Annotated in this window: 18 protein-coding genes and 1 riboswitch; of the genes, 11 read left to right on the top strand and 7 right to left on the bottom strand. The window is 49.5% G+C overall.

All coding sequences use genetic code 11. From position 1 onward, the window contains the following. Positions 1-2: 2 nt before the first annotated feature. The 5 genes from J7E21_RS09775 to J7E21_RS09755 form a co-directional block, all read right to left on the bottom strand. A complete protein-coding gene (locus J7E21_RS09775) occupies positions 3-1,355 on the bottom strand; it encodes a YjiH family protein (RefSeq protein WP_215107090.1) in 1,353 nt (450 codons plus the stop codon). A 397-nt stretch (positions 1,356-1,752) separates the two neighbouring features. Then, on the bottom strand, positions 1,753-2,442 hold the full coding sequence (gene bshB2 / locus J7E21_RS09770; RefSeq protein ID WP_215107088.1) for a bacillithiol biosynthesis deacetylase BshB2: 690 nt from the start codon (positions 2,440-2,442) through the stop codon (positions 1,753-1,755). 12 nt (positions 2,443-2,454) lie between these two features. Further along, the gene (locus J7E21_RS09765) at positions 2,455-2,805 is read right to left on the bottom strand and encodes a YojF family protein (RefSeq protein WP_215107086.1); all 351 of its coding nucleotides are present in this window, start codon (positions 2,803-2,805) and stop codon (positions 2,455-2,457) included. Between the two features lie 159 nt (positions 2,806-2,964). Next, the gene (gene pdxK / locus J7E21_RS09760; protein WP_215107084.1) at positions 2,965-3,798 is read right to left on the bottom strand and encodes a pyridoxine/pyridoxal/pyridoxamine kinase; all 834 of its coding nucleotides are present in this window, start codon (positions 3,796-3,798) and stop codon (positions 2,965-2,967) included. 60 nt (positions 3,799-3,858) lie between these two features. Next, positions 3,859-4,113, bottom strand: a complete 255-nt coding sequence (locus tag J7E21_RS09755) for a hypothetical protein (RefSeq protein WP_215107082.1) — start codon at positions 4,111-4,113, stop codon at positions 3,859-3,861. Between the two features lie 201 nt (positions 4,114-4,314). On the opposite strand from J7E21_RS09755, the gene J7E21_RS09750 reads away from it, so the two are divergent. From J7E21_RS09750 to J7E21_RS09740, 3 genes are all read left to right on the top strand, one after another. Continuing rightward, positions 4,315-4,989 (top strand): uracil-DNA glycosylase, encoded by a 675-nt coding sequence (locus tag J7E21_RS09750; RefSeq protein WP_215107080.1) that lies wholly within the window; start codon positions 4,315-4,317, stop codon positions 4,987-4,989. 61 nt (positions 4,990-5,050) lie between these two features. Then, positions 5,051-5,314, top strand: coding sequence for a YwdI family protein (locus J7E21_RS09745; protein WP_215107078.1), 264 nt, complete (start codon positions 5,051-5,053; stop codon positions 5,312-5,314). 20 nt (positions 5,315-5,334) lie between these two features. After that, positions 5,335-5,712: a DUF423 domain-containing protein gene (locus J7E21_RS09740; RefSeq protein WP_215107076.1), complete on the top strand. Its 378-nt coding sequence runs from the start codon at positions 5,335-5,337 to the stop codon at positions 5,710-5,712. A 61-nt stretch (positions 5,713-5,773) separates the two neighbouring features. Here J7E21_RS09740 and hemQ read toward each other — a convergent pair whose 3' ends face one another. Further along, the gene (gene hemQ / locus J7E21_RS09735) at positions 5,774-6,523 is read right to left on the bottom strand and encodes a hydrogen peroxide-dependent heme synthase (RefSeq protein ID WP_215107074.1); all 750 of its coding nucleotides are present in this window, start codon (positions 6,521-6,523) and stop codon (positions 5,774-5,776) included. 173 nt (positions 6,524-6,696) lie between these two features. On the opposite strand from hemQ, the gene lipL reads away from it, so the two are divergent. The 3 genes from lipL to J7E21_RS09720 are packed head-to-tail and all read left to right on the top strand — an operon-like array spanning position 6,697 to position 9,379. Then, the gene (gene lipL, locus J7E21_RS09730; protein ID WP_215107073.1) at positions 6,697-7,518 is read left to right on the top strand and encodes an octanoyl-[GcvH]:protein N-octanoyltransferase; all 822 of its coding nucleotides are present in this window, start codon (positions 6,697-6,699) and stop codon (positions 7,516-7,518) included. A gap of 49 nt (positions 7,519-7,567) precedes the next feature. After that, positions 7,568-8,872 carry an HD domain-containing protein gene (locus J7E21_RS09725; protein ID WP_215107071.1) on the top strand — a complete coding sequence of 435 codons (1,305 nt, stop codon included), beginning with the start codon at positions 7,568-7,570 and terminating at the stop codon, positions 8,870-8,872. Then, entirely contained in the window at positions 8,873-9,379 is a 507-nt protein-coding gene (locus J7E21_RS09720; protein ID WP_215107069.1) for a YwgA family protein, read from the top strand. Between the two features lie 741 nt (positions 9,380-10,120). Here J7E21_RS09720 and J7E21_RS09715 read toward each other — a convergent pair. Then, the gene (locus tag J7E21_RS09715) at positions 10,121-10,306 is read right to left on the bottom strand and encodes a 2-hydroxymuconate tautomerase (RefSeq protein WP_058382915.1); all 186 of its coding nucleotides are present in this window, start codon (positions 10,304-10,306) and stop codon (positions 10,121-10,123) included. A 64-nt stretch (positions 10,307-10,370) separates the two neighbouring features. On the opposite strand from J7E21_RS09715, the gene J7E21_RS09710 reads away from it, so the two are divergent. The 5 genes from J7E21_RS09710 (at position 10,371) to argS (ending at position 15,281) form a co-directional block, all read left to right on the top strand. Further along, positions 10,371-10,886: a YwhD family protein gene (locus tag J7E21_RS09710; RefSeq protein WP_215107067.1), complete on the top strand. Its 516-nt coding sequence runs from the start codon at positions 10,371-10,373 to the stop codon at positions 10,884-10,886. 415 nt (positions 10,887-11,301) lie between these two features. Continuing rightward, positions 11,302-12,135: a spermidine synthase gene (gene speE, locus J7E21_RS09705; RefSeq protein ID WP_215107065.1), complete on the top strand. Its 834-nt coding sequence runs from the start codon at positions 11,302-11,304 to the stop codon at positions 12,133-12,135. Between the two features lies 1 nt (position 12,136). After that, positions 12,137-13,009 (top strand): agmatinase, encoded by an 873-nt coding sequence (gene speB, locus J7E21_RS09700; RefSeq protein WP_215107063.1) that lies wholly within the window; start codon positions 12,137-12,139, stop codon positions 13,007-13,009. A gap of 203 nt (positions 13,010-13,212) precedes the next feature. Next, the gene (locus J7E21_RS09695; RefSeq protein WP_215107061.1) at positions 13,213-13,623 is read left to right on the top strand and encodes a YwiB family protein; all 411 of its coding nucleotides are present in this window, start codon (positions 13,213-13,215) and stop codon (positions 13,621-13,623) included. Beyond that, positions 13,620-15,281: an arginine--tRNA ligase gene (gene argS / locus J7E21_RS09690; protein ID WP_215107059.1), complete on the top strand. Its 1,662-nt coding sequence runs from the start codon at positions 13,620-13,622 to the stop codon at positions 15,279-15,281. Before J7E21_RS09695 ends, argS begins: the two co-directional genes overlap by 4 nt. Before the next feature lie 44 nt (positions 15,282-15,325). Further along, positions 15,326-15,510, top strand: a riboswitch (cobalamin riboswitch). Positions 15,511-15,751: the final 241 nt, after the last annotated feature.

Genomic DNA, 15,751 nt, shown 5'->3' with positions numbered 1-15,751 from the left:
GATTAGAACAATAAATGAGCAACGCCGACGACAATTGGCAAAGCGATGATTGTACGCAATAGGAAAACGATAACCAAGTCGAAAATATTGACTGGGATTTTTGAGCCGAGTAATAAGCCCCCGACTTCGGACATATAAATCAATTGTGTTACAGACATGGTTGCGACAACAAAGCGAGTCATTTCAGATTCGATGCCTGCTCCGAGGATGGCCGGCAAAAACATATCTGCAAAGCCGACAACCATCAATTGGGCAGCTTCTGCAGCTTCTGGAACGCCGAGAAGAGTCAAGTACGGTACAAACGGTGCGCCGAGAAAGACGAAAGTCTGCGTGTATTCAGCAAGGATAAGTGCAATCGTACCGAATGCCATAACGACCGGCGCGACGCCGATCCACATATCCAGCACGTTTTTCATCCCATCTGTGAAGAATTTCGAAACAGAGCGGTTGCGATCTGCTTTTTCAAGTGCTTTTTCAATCCCGTGGGATGCAAGAGTATGGCCATTCGGAACATCTTCTGAAACGGATTCCTGTGGCGAACCATCCATGAACTCTGTCTTTTTCTGCGCCAGCGGATAAATGCGCGGCATGATGAGTGCGAGAATTACACCTGCCAGAATGACCGTTCCGTAATAGGGAAGGAAGTAAGCGCCAAGCCCGATTTCTTCGATGACAACAATGGCGAATGTGATCGACACGACAGAAAATGTCGTTCCGATGATTGCAGCTTCACGCTGCGTGTATTTATTGTCTTCGTATTGCTTGCTTGTGAGAAGCACGCCGATCGTTCCATCACCGACCCAAGAAGCGAGCGCATCAATGGAAGAACGGCCAGGTAAACGGAACAGCGGGCGCATGATTTTTGCCATCATCGTTCCGAAGAACTCGAGCAGGCCGAAGTTCATGAGAAGCGGCAAGAACAGGCCTGCAAATAGGAAGATGGTGAACAAGAACGACAGCAAGCCATCGCCTGATAATAACAGGCCGCCTGTGTATTCATTCCAGATCGGTTCCGGGCCGACTTGGAACAACACCATAATAGCAAAGACCGCAGCGAGTACGCGTGTCAATGTCCAGAACAAGTGGACGTTAAATAACTTCTCGAAAAATGGAACGGTATCGGAAGTGTTTTCTTTTTTTCCGATAAACAGCAGTGATCCGATTGCGGCAATCAGCAAGACAGCCAGCACCACCCACGGTACGAATGATGCAATGGCGTCTGCCAACAAGCCTGCCAGTACGGCGATGGTGACTTTCCAGCCATCTGCAGTCGGGATTGGAATAAGGAACAACAAAATCCCGAGAATAGACGGGAGTAAAAACAACAGCCACGTAGAAGATGAAAACTTTTTCACGATAGTATTCCCCTTTTTCTTTTAGTGTATGAATAAACGCAATTGATACTAATTATACAACACTTCCCGATTGAAACCGCTGTCATTAGTAATGTTTATATTATCTGAAAACAGCTGAAAATAACAGTCTTTTTGTGAAAGAAAATCTTATTGCTGGATATGGATAATATCGATGTGAAGAGAAGGCGGGGGTTGCCCGCCAGCCTTCTTGGAATAAACTATTAATGTTGGAGATTCCGCTACAGGTGGATGCTTGCCGAGGAGCGAGAATCGAGCCTCCACATCGCGCGAAAACAGCTTTTTACTAATTTTTCGCAACTATTTTTAGGTATCAGGAGAAATAGACACAAAAAAACCCGCGGCACGTGTCCTGTGGACGTATGCTGCGGGTTTGATATTAGAATGTTTGTTCGAAATCCTGGTCCCAGCGGTAATTGTAGAACCGCTCGAGTGTCAGCCAGTTTTCGGTTTCGGTGTCGCCGTTTTGCAGTTTGTGCTCCATTTCCTCGAGCATCCAGGCGGTTTGGGAAATATGGGCTTTCATGGAGTTCATTTTCTGTTCGCGAACGTCTGTAATATCGTAGACGATGTCCGGTTCGCCGAGCACGTCGAGCGTGTTGTTGGCGAACGCGACGCAATGGAGTTTGGGGCGGTCTTCCATGCGGCGGATGGCGCGGACGACGGCACGCGCTGTTGCTTCGTGGTCCGGGTGCACGGCAAAGTCAGGATAGAAGGTGATGACAAGAGACGGGTTCGTTTCTTTGATCAGCGTTTCCATCAGGCCGACCATTTTTTCATCGTCTTCGAATTCGAGCGTTTTGTCACGCAGCCCCATCATGCGAAGGTCCGTCAAGCCCATCGCTGTAGCTGAGGCGAGGAGTTCTTTCTTGCGGATGGCCGGTAACGATTCCCGCGTTGCAAACGGCGGATTGCCGAGGTTGCGTCCCATTTCGCCGAGCGTCAAGCAAGCGTATGTAACGGGTGTTCCTTGTTTGATATGAGTCGTGATCGTTCCAGACACTCCGAACGCTTCGTCGTCGGGATGAGGGAAGATGACCAGGACATGGCGTTCTTTCGGTATGGTCATAATAGTTCCTCCTTAATAGCTGAACGGTGTTTCGCTGAGCTGCAGCGCGACCGCTAATTTTCCGGTTCCGTCGTGGCCAGCGAGCAGCAGGCGCCCGAGTTCATCGATTTCGTAATGGGTGATGCCTTGTGCATAAACCCAGCCTTGCGGAAGTTTCAATCCGACACGGTGTGGGCTGTCGCCGACGACTTTTCCGAGCTCGAAATTGATGACGACATTGCGGATGAATGCGCCGGCATTGAAAAAGCCTTCATTGAAATGGCTCGCATAGCTGCCGTTTGTTGTTTCCAAGTGAAGGTAGACATCCTTGCCGGCGAACGAGTCGATCGCCGCTTGGAGTTGGTTGACTTCTACTAATTCCATGATGTTCCTCCTAAATAAATCGGTATTGTATCAGTATAGGGAATTCCGCTTATGAATGCGATTAGGATGCTTCGGTCTTTTTACGGTTCGCAATTTTGCGCGTTCAAATAAAAAAGGCAGAGAAAAATTCCTGCTTTTTCTCTGCCTTTTTTCAGTTCATCATAGTTCTACAACATCGACTGCAGCTTTTTGGAATTTGTTCGCAGCCCCGTGCATGACCGGACCGACATATTCATTAAGTTTCCAGCCGTGGGCGATTGCTGTGGAGACGAAGATTTTTGCGTTGTAAACCGCGTCTTTTACAGACTGGCCATTCGCCAGATTCGCTGTGATGGCCGCAGCAAACGTGCAGCCTGCACCGTGGTTATATGTCGTATCAGTTTTTTCAGCCGTCAGCAAATAATGCTTTTCGCCGTCGTACAGAAGATCGGCCGCTTTTTCGTGCTTTAATTGCTTGCCGCCTTTGATGACGACGAATTTTGCACCGTGCGCATGGATTTTTTCAGCCGCTTTTTGCAGGTCTTCCACCGTCTGAAGTGTTCCGAGGCCGGACAATTGCCCTGCTTCTACCAGGTTCGGCGTGACCACTTTTGCATTCGGCAGCAAATACTTGATCATCGCGTCGACGTTTTCCGGGAACAATACTTCGTCTTCGCCTTTACATGCCATGACGGGATCGATGACCACATCCTTGATTCCGGATTCTTCGATTGCACGGCCAGCCATTTCAATAATGTCGACTGTCGGCAGCATGCCTGTTTTCAAGGCGTCGATGCCTGTCGAAAAAGCCGTCTTCAATTGAGCATCAAGCGTATCAAGCGCAATCGGGTGGATGCCGTGGCTCCAGTGATTGTCCGGGTCCATCGTGACGATGACCGTCAACGCGTTCATCCCATAAGTGCCGTGTTCTTGAAACGTCTTCAGGTCGGCTTGGATGCCAGCGCCGCCGGAAGTATCGGATCCTGCGATGGTGAGTGTCTTTTTGAGTGTCATAAGTCAGTCTCCTTTGAGCTATTTAGTCATTGAGCTAATTTTATAGAAAAATTGCGTCATTTACAACGGTTTGGGTTTATGGGGCCAAATCAAGGCAAGAAATGTCACAGCACAAGCTGCAAAAAACAGCAGCGTGAAACCGCCGATGAGCCAATGGCCGGAAGTCGTAAGGCCAACCGCCATCACCAATGTTAAAATGGATACAATTACGATGACGCCGATCAAACAACCCATTCCGGCGCGCTTTGCACTTTCGGGGGCGCTATCGCCTTTCGTTTTGGATATGTCGGACATCTTTTGCCGCCAGTCTGCCATTCACTATCGCTCCTTTTTTCCATCGTACCATGAGGGTAAGGTGAAATGAAGGCTGTCAAATGCAAAATAGTATTCATATGTGCCGGCGATACAGATTAGCGGGATTAGAGCGGTAATTGGATTTGGTCGCTAAAAAGGAAGACTACAGCGAACTAGAACGGGTAATTTGAAAAGATGAGAGTTTTAAAAGGAGTGGACGATATGCCGAAACAACTTTTCAGCAACGACTGGCAAGAAGTCATCGGGGGAGAATTTGAGAAACCATATTACCAACAACTGCGGGAATTTCTCAAACGGGAATATGCGGAAGAGACCATTTACCCGGCGAAGAAAAACATATGGAATGCCTTCGAACATACGGCGTATGGAGACGTCAAAGCGGTCATTCTCGGGCAAGATCCATATCACGGGCCGGACCAGGCGCACGGCTTGAGTTTTTCTGTTCAGCCAGGCATCGCGCATCCGCCAAGCTTGCGCAATATTTTCAAGGAACTGGAGAGCGATATGGGCTGTCAGAAACCGGTGGACGGCACGTTGGCGAAATGGTCGGACCAGGGCGTACTTATGCTCAACACAGCCCTGACGGTGCGGCAAGGCCAAGCGCATTCGCACCAGGGCAAAGGCTGGGAACAGTTTACGGACGAAGTGATCCGCAAGTTATCGGAGCGCGAAGAGCCGGTCATTTTCATCCTGTGGGGGCGCCCAGCGCAAACGAAGAAACGCTTGATCGACACAGCGCGCCATGACATCATCGAAGCGCCGCATCCGAGTCCCTTGAGTGCGCACCGCGGATTTTTCGGCAGTGCGCCGTTCTCAAAAGTGAACAAGCTGTTACAATCACGCGGGCAAGCGCCGATTGATTTCTGCCTGGACTGACGTATGCTAGGTGCGCGTGGTAAACTGGACAGTGATAATAGGTGAGAGGGGGGCCATAAACATGGGCATCGAAGCGACACGCATTTTAGACGAAATCGATAAGCACACGGCCCGCGCGCGCGAAGGCGAACCTGAAAAAATCAGGGAATCCCTTGCCGCTATCCGTGCGTTATGCGATTTGCTGCTTGAAGACGGAACACAAGCGCCGAAAAAGCCGCGTGCCATGCCACTTTCGGCGGAGCCGGTGAACCGGCCGCAAACGGTTCCTTCAGCGACAAGGCTGAAGGAAGAAGACGCAAACGGCGATTCGCTATTTGAATTTTAAATGGAATGAGGACGACACAAATGAAATTTTTCTTGATAGCGGGAGCGGTTAACGGACTGCTTTCCGTCGCACTCGGGGCTTTCGGGGCGCATATGCTCGAAGGCCGCGTAGCGGATAAATACTTGGAGACGTGGCAGACTGCCGTGCAATACCAAATGTTCCATTCGATCGGCTTGATCGCCGTCGCCATTTTGATGAGTTCAGCACTCATCGGCCCGCTCGGCTCACTTAGCTGGGCCGGATATTTGATGCTTGCAGGGATCGTGATTTTCTCCGGAAGCCTGTATGTCCTCAGCTTGACGGGAATCGGCATTCTCGGGGCGATCACACCGATCGGCGGCGTCGCTTTTATTGCCGGCTGGGTCATGGTGATTATAGCTGCGATGAAAGCACTGTGAATTTTGTTTTGGCAATAAGAAAAGCCGCTCCCTCATTTTAAGGGAGCGGCTTTTCTGATGATTATACTTCGAGGAATTTCGTCGTTTTTTCTTTGTCGAGAATGGTGCCGACATAGAACGAACCGAATTCGCCGTAGCGAGCGGATACTTCATCAAAACGCATTTCGTAGACGAGCTTTTTGAACTGGAGAACGTCTTCTGCAAATAGCGTAACGCCCCATTCATAATCGTCGAATCCGACTGAACCGGAAATGATCTGTTTGACTTTACCGGCGTAGCTGCGGCCGATTTTGCCGTGTGACAGCATCAAATCCTTTCGCTGCTGCATCGGCAGCATGTACCAGTTGTCGTCGCCTTCGCGGCGTTTGTCCATCGGGTAGAAGCAGATGTACTGGGAACGCTGAAGCTCCGGGTAAAGGCGCGAGCGGACATGCGGGTTCTGGTATGGATCTTCGTTGCTTTCGCCTGATAGGTAGTTCGACAATTCCACGACAGAAACGTAAGAATACGTCGGAATCGTGTAAGCAATCAAAGTCAATTTATTGTATTCGGTTTCGAGCTCGCGCAATTCGTCCATCGTTTCACGCAAAAGCATGAGCATGATATCGGCTTTTTGGCCGATAATGGAGTACAGGGCATGAGCACCGGTTTTATTTTCATCGGCTTGGTTGACTTTATCCATGAAGGCGTTGAATTCTTCGGTCGCGAAATTGCGCTCTTCATCGGTCAACATTTTCCACGCGACCCAGTCCATGGAACGGAAATCGTGGAGCACGTACCAGCCGTCTAATGTGATTGCTGCTTCATTCATCAGTAGAACACTCCTTTTATATGAATCTCTCCCCAATAGTTTATCATAAGCGGCAGTTAAGTTCCTATCCGAATGCGGTATGTCACCAATTTGCCATTGTCCTCCTGGCTTTTCAGTCTGCTGCGAAAAAGGTAAACTGAAGGGAGCAATGAGCAAAAGAGGAGAATGAATTCATGGCTTTATTTATAGAAGATGAAAATTGGCGGTTTTGGGATCAATCGCTGAGCGCACGCAAACGCTCAGCGCTCGAGTCGTTTGCGGCGGACGACACGCTATGCGAACTGGTCGGCTCGCAAAAAAGCCCGCCAACGGTCAGGACTTGGGTCCACGATGATACGATCGTCCTTGGCATACAGGACCACCGCTTGCCGCATATCGACGACGCGATGGCGGTACTTGAAGACCAAGGTTACCGGGTGATTGTCCGGAATTCCGGAGGGCTCGCCGTGGTGCTCGATTCCGGTGTGCTGAACATTTCCATCGTGTTATCGGAAAAAGAAGGCGCCATCGACATTCCACAAGGGTACGACATGATGCTTGAACTCGTTGAAGCTTTATTCCCAGAAGCCAAAATCGATGCTTACGAAATCGTCGGCTCGTATTGCCCGGGATCGTATGATTTGAGCATCGGCGGGAAGAAGTTCGCCGGGATTTCCCAGCGCCGCATACGCCGCGGCATCGCGGTACAAGTGTACCTGTGTATCGAAGGAAGCGGGGCACAGCGCGCAGAAGTGATCGGTGAGTTTTATGAAGCAGGGAAACAGGGCGAAGAAACGAAATTCGGCTATCCCGACATCCAGCCTGAAGTGATGGCTTCACTCAGCGAACTGCTCGGCCGGGACATCACCGTTCCGGAAGTGGTGCTCGATTTGCATGCACTGCTCGGATCGCCTGCCCTAATGCCGCTTAAGAACGATGAGTTCGAATTGTATTCGTTCTATTTGAAACGGGTTCTTGAGCGCAATGAAAAAATGCTCGAACGGACCCTTGAATGATCGTTCGATTAGTGTAGAATAACCAATACTGATTCGAGGAGGAGTGCCTGTGAGCTACGCGACACAGAAGTTAGTTGAAGAGAAAGTGTTCAAAGATCCGGTTCACCGGTATATCCATGTGCGCGACCAGGTGATTTGGGATCTCATCAATTCAAAAGAGTTCCAGCGTTTGCGCCGCATCAAACAATTGGGCACGTCTTATCTAGTCTTTCACGGTGCAGAGCATAGTCGCTTCAGCCATTCACTCGGCGTCTACGAAATCGTCCGGCGCATTTCGGACGATGTATTCCACGGCCGCCCAGAATGGGATGAAAGCGAACGTTTGACGGTATTATGTGCGGCGCTCTTGCACGACCTCGGGCACGGACCGTTTTCCCATTCGTTCGAGAAAGTGTTCAATGTGGACCACGAGGAGTTCACTAAGGCGATTTTGACTGGGGACACAGAAGTGAATGGGATTTTGAAAAAAGTGTCCGCGGATTTCCCTGCGCATGTCGCAGAAGTCATCGCGAAAACCTATTCCAACAAACAAGTCGTGTCGCTCATTTCAAGCCAGATCGATGCGGACCGCATGGATTACCTGCAGCGCGATGCTTATTACACGGGCGTTTCCTACGGCCATTTTGATATGGAGCGCATTTTGCGTGTCATGCGGCCGCTCGCCGACCAGGTCGTCATCAAATCGAGCGGCATGCACGCAGTGGAAGACTACATCATGAGCCGCTACCAGATGTACTGGCAAGTATATTTCCACCCCGTCGCCAGAAGCGCAGAAGTCATTTTGCGGAAAATCTTGCAGCGCGCTAAAGAGTTGAGCGAGAGCGGTTATAAATTCAAACAACCGCCGACGCATTTTCTCGCCTTTTTCGACCGAAGCTTCACGCTCGCCGATTATTTGGCGCTCGATGAAGGGGTCTTGATGACCTATTTTCAATTATGGATGAACGAACGCGATCCGATTCTGGCGGATTTATGCGACCGCTTCGTCAACCGCCGTTTGTTCCAGTATGTCGATTTCGACCCAGGGAAAGACTATAAAAAACTTGGGGAACTCGCTGCATTATTCGAGCAGGCAGGAATCAATCCAGAGTATTATTTGATCGCCGATTCGACGTCCGATTTGCCGTATGATTTCTACCGGCCGGGCGAAGAGGAAGAGCGCTTGCCGATCCAATTACTGATGCCAAACGGCGACGTCAAGGAATTATCGCGACTGTCTCAAGTTGTCGATGCCATTTCCGGCAAACGCCGAACCGATTATAAATTGTATTTTCCAGCGGAACTGCTCATCGACGGCAAGAAAAAAGCCATCAAGCAGCAAATCCTGGAAATGCTTAGAGAAGGAGGGGTATAGTTGCTCCAAGAACATGCGAAAATCGTCGACTTTATCGCGACGGCCGAAGGAGTAACCGGTCGCAAGAAACTGCAGAAAATGATCTATATCATGAAAAAATTGAACGTGCCGTTTCAGGAGAAATATGAATTCCACATTTACGGGCCGTACTCAGAAGAACTGGCGGCGCGCATCGATGAGCTTTGCGATATGGGCTTTTTATCCGAAGCACTCGAAGACAAAGGCTCCTACGTCCAGTATAAATACGCCGTTACGGATGAAGGCATGGAATTCCGCAATGCTCTAGGCTCTTCCTTTTTACAGCATCCACAAGCGGCAGCGCTCCTGAACGGAAAAAGCGCCCGCTTCCTGGAATTGACAGCGACGCTCCTGTATTTCGACCACTTGGAGAGAAACGAACAAATCGCCAAACTCCACAGCGTCAAAGGGAAATTGAATTTCACACAAGCCGAAACCGAAGAAGCGCTTCGTTTTTTGGAAGAGCTCGAGCAATTGAAGCATTCTTAAAGTGAAGTGAAATTTCGGGTGATTGAAAGTGCATTTATATAATTTGTTTTTATTGGCTTATTTAGGACTTTTTTTGAGGTATAGCGAGAAGGCAAATTCTTTTCTCATGAAAAGATCCGCAGCCTCGCTTGGGATTGAGCTGACGTGAACTGGAGGAAATGAGCTGGAATTTGGAATTGGTCTGTGGAAATGTGTATGCGTTTGATGGATCATCACTTTGGAATTCGCCGCCCTGCTCTGGGTTGGCCTCTTGCAGTGAGCCAGAAATTCGCTGTCTCCCTGCATCGGCTCACCCGTGACGCGAGGCGGCTGTGATATTTCATTAACTCGATTATGTAAAATCAGATCTGCTTCTCGAATGTGGATCCGCTGGTTGGGAAATCGCTTCCTTATAAAAGCAAGAGGTAAAATGTTCAAAACCTCACTCCCTTCAGTACGAAGGGCTAGATTGAGGGATTCGTTTTCAGGAGTCTCTGCTACTGTGTAGACTGAGTTACAGAGTTGAAATAATTATTCCCCGCTATAAATATAGAAATGGAGTGGAAATCGGCGACTCCTGCGGGAATAGCATGAGCCGAAGACACTGGACTGAGCGGAGCGAGGGAAGCGGCTGAGGCCATGTCCGCGGAAAGCGTCCGATTGGAGCGCAATCTCCAACCAATCTCATTTCCTACCTCAGGAGCACAAGCAACACACATATTTCCCAACAAAATAAAAAAACTCCCCTCGGGGAGTTTTTGTTTACTCGTCGTTCAACAGCTTGCCGTTGACAGCGTACTCGCTTTTCTTCAGGTCTTCTAGGAATACGAAAACTTTTTCCGGCGGGGCATCTATTGTCTCTGAAACAGCCGCCGTCACTTTCTCGACGAGTGCGCGTTTTTGCTCATCTGTGCGACCTTCAAGCATTTTGACAGTTACGTATGGCATAATGGATACAGCTCCTTTTCATTGGATGTTAGGATTATCATATCAGAATGGAGGAATTGTACAAATGGCAAATGAAGAAAAGCCCAAAAAGAAATTGGGATTCACCATTATAAAAGACGATCCGACGGACGGCCACAAAGGATACGGCATCGGTTCCTTGTCACTTGAAAACGTTTCGCCGCTCATCATCGACGTCGAAGAACAAGACGCAGTGCTCGATATCGGCGCGATGCACGCCAGAAGCCAAGTCGAAAAGGGCATCAAATTCACAACCAACCGAGAAGATTCCGCAGGCGGAAAAAACTATTGGCTCGTCTGGATCACCATCGATTTCAACCCGGCCGGCCCTTATTATGCCGGTGTCACAGCGTGTGAAATGGTCGTCAACCGTGAAAAGCGCCGCGGCTATAAAATGTTGGCAGACCATGTCAACTTGATGGACAAATCGATGAAACGCAAAATCATCGTCGACCATATGGATGCTCCGTCGAAAAAAGTGCTCGCCGATTATTTGAAAACCCACAACCCGGAAATGTGGGAGCATAGCACTGAACAACTGCATAATGGCTTATCAAAATAAGTTTTGATAATTGAACGAAATGTGAAAGATGAAAAACGGTCCTTCCGGCGGTTGAAGTTGATCCGGAAAAAAAGTAAACTGAGAGTACAGCTTGTCATGTAGAAAGCTAGGACACCTGATAGCGGGCAAGTGTTGTGAGCCATTGCGACAAACCCAAGCCCAATGCCTCATGTCACTTCCTCCGCGCCCATCAGGCAAAAAGGTTTTCTGTGCAGGGAATCGATTCCCTTTGCAGAAAGCCTTTTTCTATGCACACAAGCAGGCCTTCTTACCGGAACTAACCGCAACCGGGATGCATACCGGCCTTGAAATCGGGCAAACAACAGTGGCGGAAAAGAGTATTGCACTTTTGGTGAAAACACTTATACTTTGTAAAGTGATTTGAATATCAATTATTAAAGGAGTTTGATTATACATGGCAGGATTCTGGTATACCGAAAAACAAACCGAAAACTTCGGAATTACAATGAAAATCAATAAAACGCTTCATACTGAGCAAACGGATTTCCAATATTTGGAGATGGCTGAAACCGCAGAATGGGGCAATATGCTTTTCCTTGACGGCATGGTCATGACCTCTGAAAAAGACGAATTCGTCTACCACGAAATGGTCGCACACGTACCATTATTCACTCACCCGAACCCAGAGAACGTGCTGGTTGTCGGAGGCGGCGACGGAGGCGTAATCCGTGAAATCCTGAAACACCCTTCGGTCAAAAAAGCGACGCTTGTCGACATTGACGGCAAAGTGATCGAGTACTCGAAAAAATTCTTGCCTTCCATCGCATCGGGTCTTGAAGACGCACGTGTCGAATTGATCGTCGGAGATGGTTTCATGCACATTGCAGAATCCGAAAACGAGTACGACGTCATCATGGTCGATTCCACAGAACCTGTCGGACCGGCAGTGAACTTGTTCTCGAAAGGCTTTTACGCAGGGATCTCCAGAGCATTAAAAGAAGACGGCATTTTCGTCGCACAATCGGACAATCCATGGTTTAAAGCGGACTTGATCGAACAAGTACAAAAAGACGTGAAAGAAATTTTCCCAATCACGAGTTTGTATTTGGCGAACATCCCGACTTACCCGAGCGGCTTGTGGGCGTTCACGATCGGATCGAAAAAATACAACCCGCTAGAAGTGCCAGCGGAGCGTTTCCATGACATCGAAACGAAGTACTACACGAAAGAATTGCACAGCGCTGCATTCGTGTTGCCGAAATTCGTGAAAGACCTGGTGGGTAAATAAGATGCGCTTTGACGAGACGTATTCAGGAAAAGTATTCATCAAAAGCCATCCGAACTACGAAGAATCGAAAGCGGTTCTTTACGGCATGCCGATGGACTGGACCGTCAGCTACCGTCCAGGATCGCGTTTCGGACCGAACAAAATCCGTGAAGTATCAATCGGGCTTGAAGAATACAGCCTGTATTTGGACCGTGAACTCGGGGACGTGCTATTCTTCGACGCGGGCGATATTCCGTTGCCATTCGGCAATCCAGAAAAATCCCTTGTTGAAATCGAGACTTACGTGCACACGCTATTAGCCGACGGGAAAATTCCGATGGGCATGGGCGGCGAGCATTTGGTGTCGCTACCGGTCATGAAAGCGGTCGCCAGCAAATATGACGACCTCGCGATCATTCATTTTGACGCGCATACCGATCTTCGCGAAAACTACGAAGGCGAGGAATATTCCCACTCCACACCGATCCGTAAAATCGCGGATCAGATCGGACCGAAGAATGTCTATTCGTTCGGCATCCGTTCGGGCATGAAAGAAGAGTTCGATTGGGCGAAAGAACAAGGCCTGCATCTTTATAAATTCGAAGTGCTCGAGCCGTTGAAACAAGTGTTGCCGACACTCGACGGGCGCCCGGTTTACATCACGGTTGATATGGACGTGCTCGATCCGGCGCATGCGCCGGGTACAGGCACGGTCGATGCAGGCGGCATCACTTCGCGTGAGCTACTCGCATCGATCCATGCCATCGCGGCATCCGGCGTCAACGTTGTCGGTTTCGACCTTGTCGAACTCGCGCCAGTGTATGATCATTCCGACCAAACCGCCAACACAGCAAGCAAACTCATCCGCGAAATGATTCTCGGCTGGGTGAAATAGTTTCAAGGGCTGCCCAAAACGCTTGATGTCGTTTTGCGGCGGCTTTTTTTTCGTTTAAAGGCAAAAGAAGCAGGCGGTTTACAGAATGAGGGAGGCACTGCTGGAGAAAACCGAGGTGTATTCACCGACATAACATTGAAAAAGCGCAAGCAGTCGGGCTATAATGAAAAGGTTATTAACAAAACGGAAAGGCGGATGCAGAAATGAAAAAAACGGTAAAAATCAAATTGACGACGACCATCCGCCAACCGGGGTCGGAAGAGCAAGTGATGGAGCTTCGAGCAGAGGGCGTGTTGACAGAGAAAGGCGGCCGCCGCTATTTGCAATACGAGGAGCGCCAAGATGAACTCGACATCCGGACTACGGTCAAACTCGGTGAACAAGAAGCCGTCGTCATGAGGAGCGGAGGCTTGCAGATGCGCCTGCCGTTCTTGCTCGACAAAGAACAAACCGGCAATTTGCGCAACGGGGAAGGCTCTTTCATGCTGACGACAAAAGCGCATGAATTGGCCGTCACGGACAGCCGCTTCCATGTGCGCTATGATTTGGCGCTCGGAAATGATTACGTCGGCGAATACGAAATGGAAATACAGTTTATGGAGGGAACCAAATGAACGCAGTAGAACAAGTGCAGCACTCGATTAAACAAGCAATCGCCGATGCGGTCCATAAAGCAGGGTTGACGGATGAACCGGTAAATGTCCAATTGGAATCACCGAAAGACAAAGCGAACGGCGACTATGCGACAAATGTCGCCATGCAATTGACGCGCCTCGCGAAAAAGCCGCCTCGTGCTATTGCAGAAGCCATTGTGGAAAACCTCGACACGCAGTCTGCAAATATAGAAAAGGTCGAGATTGCAGGACCAGGCTTTATCAATATCGTGATTAAAAAAGATTATTTGAATGATGTCGCCAAAACCGTACTTGAGCAAGGAACGGAATATGGCCGTTCAAACGCTGGCGGAGATCAGCGCGTCCAAGTCGAGTTTGTATCCGCGAACCCGACAGGCGACCTTCACTTAGGGCACGCCCGCGGCTCTTCTGTCGGTGACTCGATGTGCAATATTTTGGACCTTGCTGGCTATAAAGTGTCCCGTGAATACTATATCAACGATGCAGGCAACCAGATTAATAATTTGGTGCTATCGATCGAAGGGCGTTATTTTGAAGCGCTCGGCAAAGGTCCGAGCATGCCGGAAGACGGCTATCGCGGCCAGGACATCATCGATATCGCAACAGACCTCGTCAGCGAACACGGCGATAAATTCCTCCATATGACTGAGGAAGAACGTTATAAAGCATTCCGCGAACACGGCTTGAAAGTAGAACTTGCGAAACTGCAGAAAGATTTGGCGGATTTCCGCGTCAATTTCGACGTATGGTATTCGGAAACCTCCCTTTATGAAAACGGCAAAATCGATGCCGCTTTGAAAAAGCTGCGTGATAATGGCCATATTTACGAAGAAGCCGGCGCGACGTGGTTCCGCTCGACGACGTTCGGCGACGACAAAGACCGTGTGCTCATCAAAAACGATGGCACGTATACTTATTTGACACCGGATATTGCGTATCATGAAGACAAGCTCCAGCGCGGCTTCGATAAGCTCATCAATATTTGGGGCGCCGATCACCACGGCTACATCTCGCGCATGAAAGCGGCGATCGAAGCACTCGGCTATGACCGTGATACGCTTGAAGTGAGTATTATCCAAATGGTGCAATTATATAAAGACGGCGAAAAAATGAAGATGAGCAAACGCACCGGCAAAGCCGTAACGATGCGCGAATTGGTCGAACTCGTGGGCTTAGATGCGGTCCGTTATTTCTTCGCGATGCGTTCAGGCGATTCGCACATGGACTTTGATTTGGATTTGGCCGTTTCCCAGTCCAACGAAAATCCGGTTTATTATTCCCAGTACGCTCATGCGCGCATCTGCTCGATTTTGCGCCAGGCAGCTGAACAGAACTTTACCGCTTCAACCGAGCATTTGGAATTGCTGAAGGATGACAAGGAAATCGAAGTATTGAAGAAAATCGGCGATTTCCCGCAAGTCATCGCGGACGCTGCGAAACTCCGTGCGCCTCACCGCGTCACGGCGTATATCCATGAACTGGCGTCCAACTTCCACAGCTTCTACAACGCCAATAAAGTATTGGATGCATCCAATGAAGACTTGACGCGTGCACGCCTGGCGCTCATCGAAGCGGTCAAGACGACACTCGCCAACGCATTGAAAACCGTCGGCGTCCAAGCGCCGGAAAAAATGTAGAAGACAATTAGAACTTTCGGTGTATAATAGAGTCATCAAACAAACTGAATAGCAATCATGAAGGTGCTTATGTCTAAGAACATGAGTTAAAAGGGAAGCCGGTGCAATTCCGGCGCGGTCCCGCCACTGTATGTGAGAGTGAACTGCAACATGCCACTGGGAAAATCCCGGGAAGGCGCAGCTAGCATTGATCACGAGCCAGGAGACCTGCCTTCATGAGCACCGAACCGTAAGCTTGCGAGGACAAGCCGGACGCGCATTTTTTTGCGAACCCGTCCTATCCGTCCCCCGCAGTATCACTGCGGGGGACTTTTTGTATCGAAAAGTGGAAGCGCCTGCCCAGCTCCGACAGGCATAAGACGATCTGGCGAAGCGGCATGTTTTCAGCCGCACAGCCGGAGTGGCTTATGACCCGAGGAGCTAGGCGCTGGAACTAGACACCGAGAAAAGCGGAAGCGCCTGCCCAGCTC

Source organism: Planococcus sp. ISL-109 (assembly GCF_018613655.1).
GTDB lineage: Bacteria > Bacillota > Bacilli > Bacillales_A > Planococcaceae > Planococcus.
Note: the sequence above shows the minus strand (reverse complement) of the source record. Positions and strands in the feature narration are given on the sequence as shown.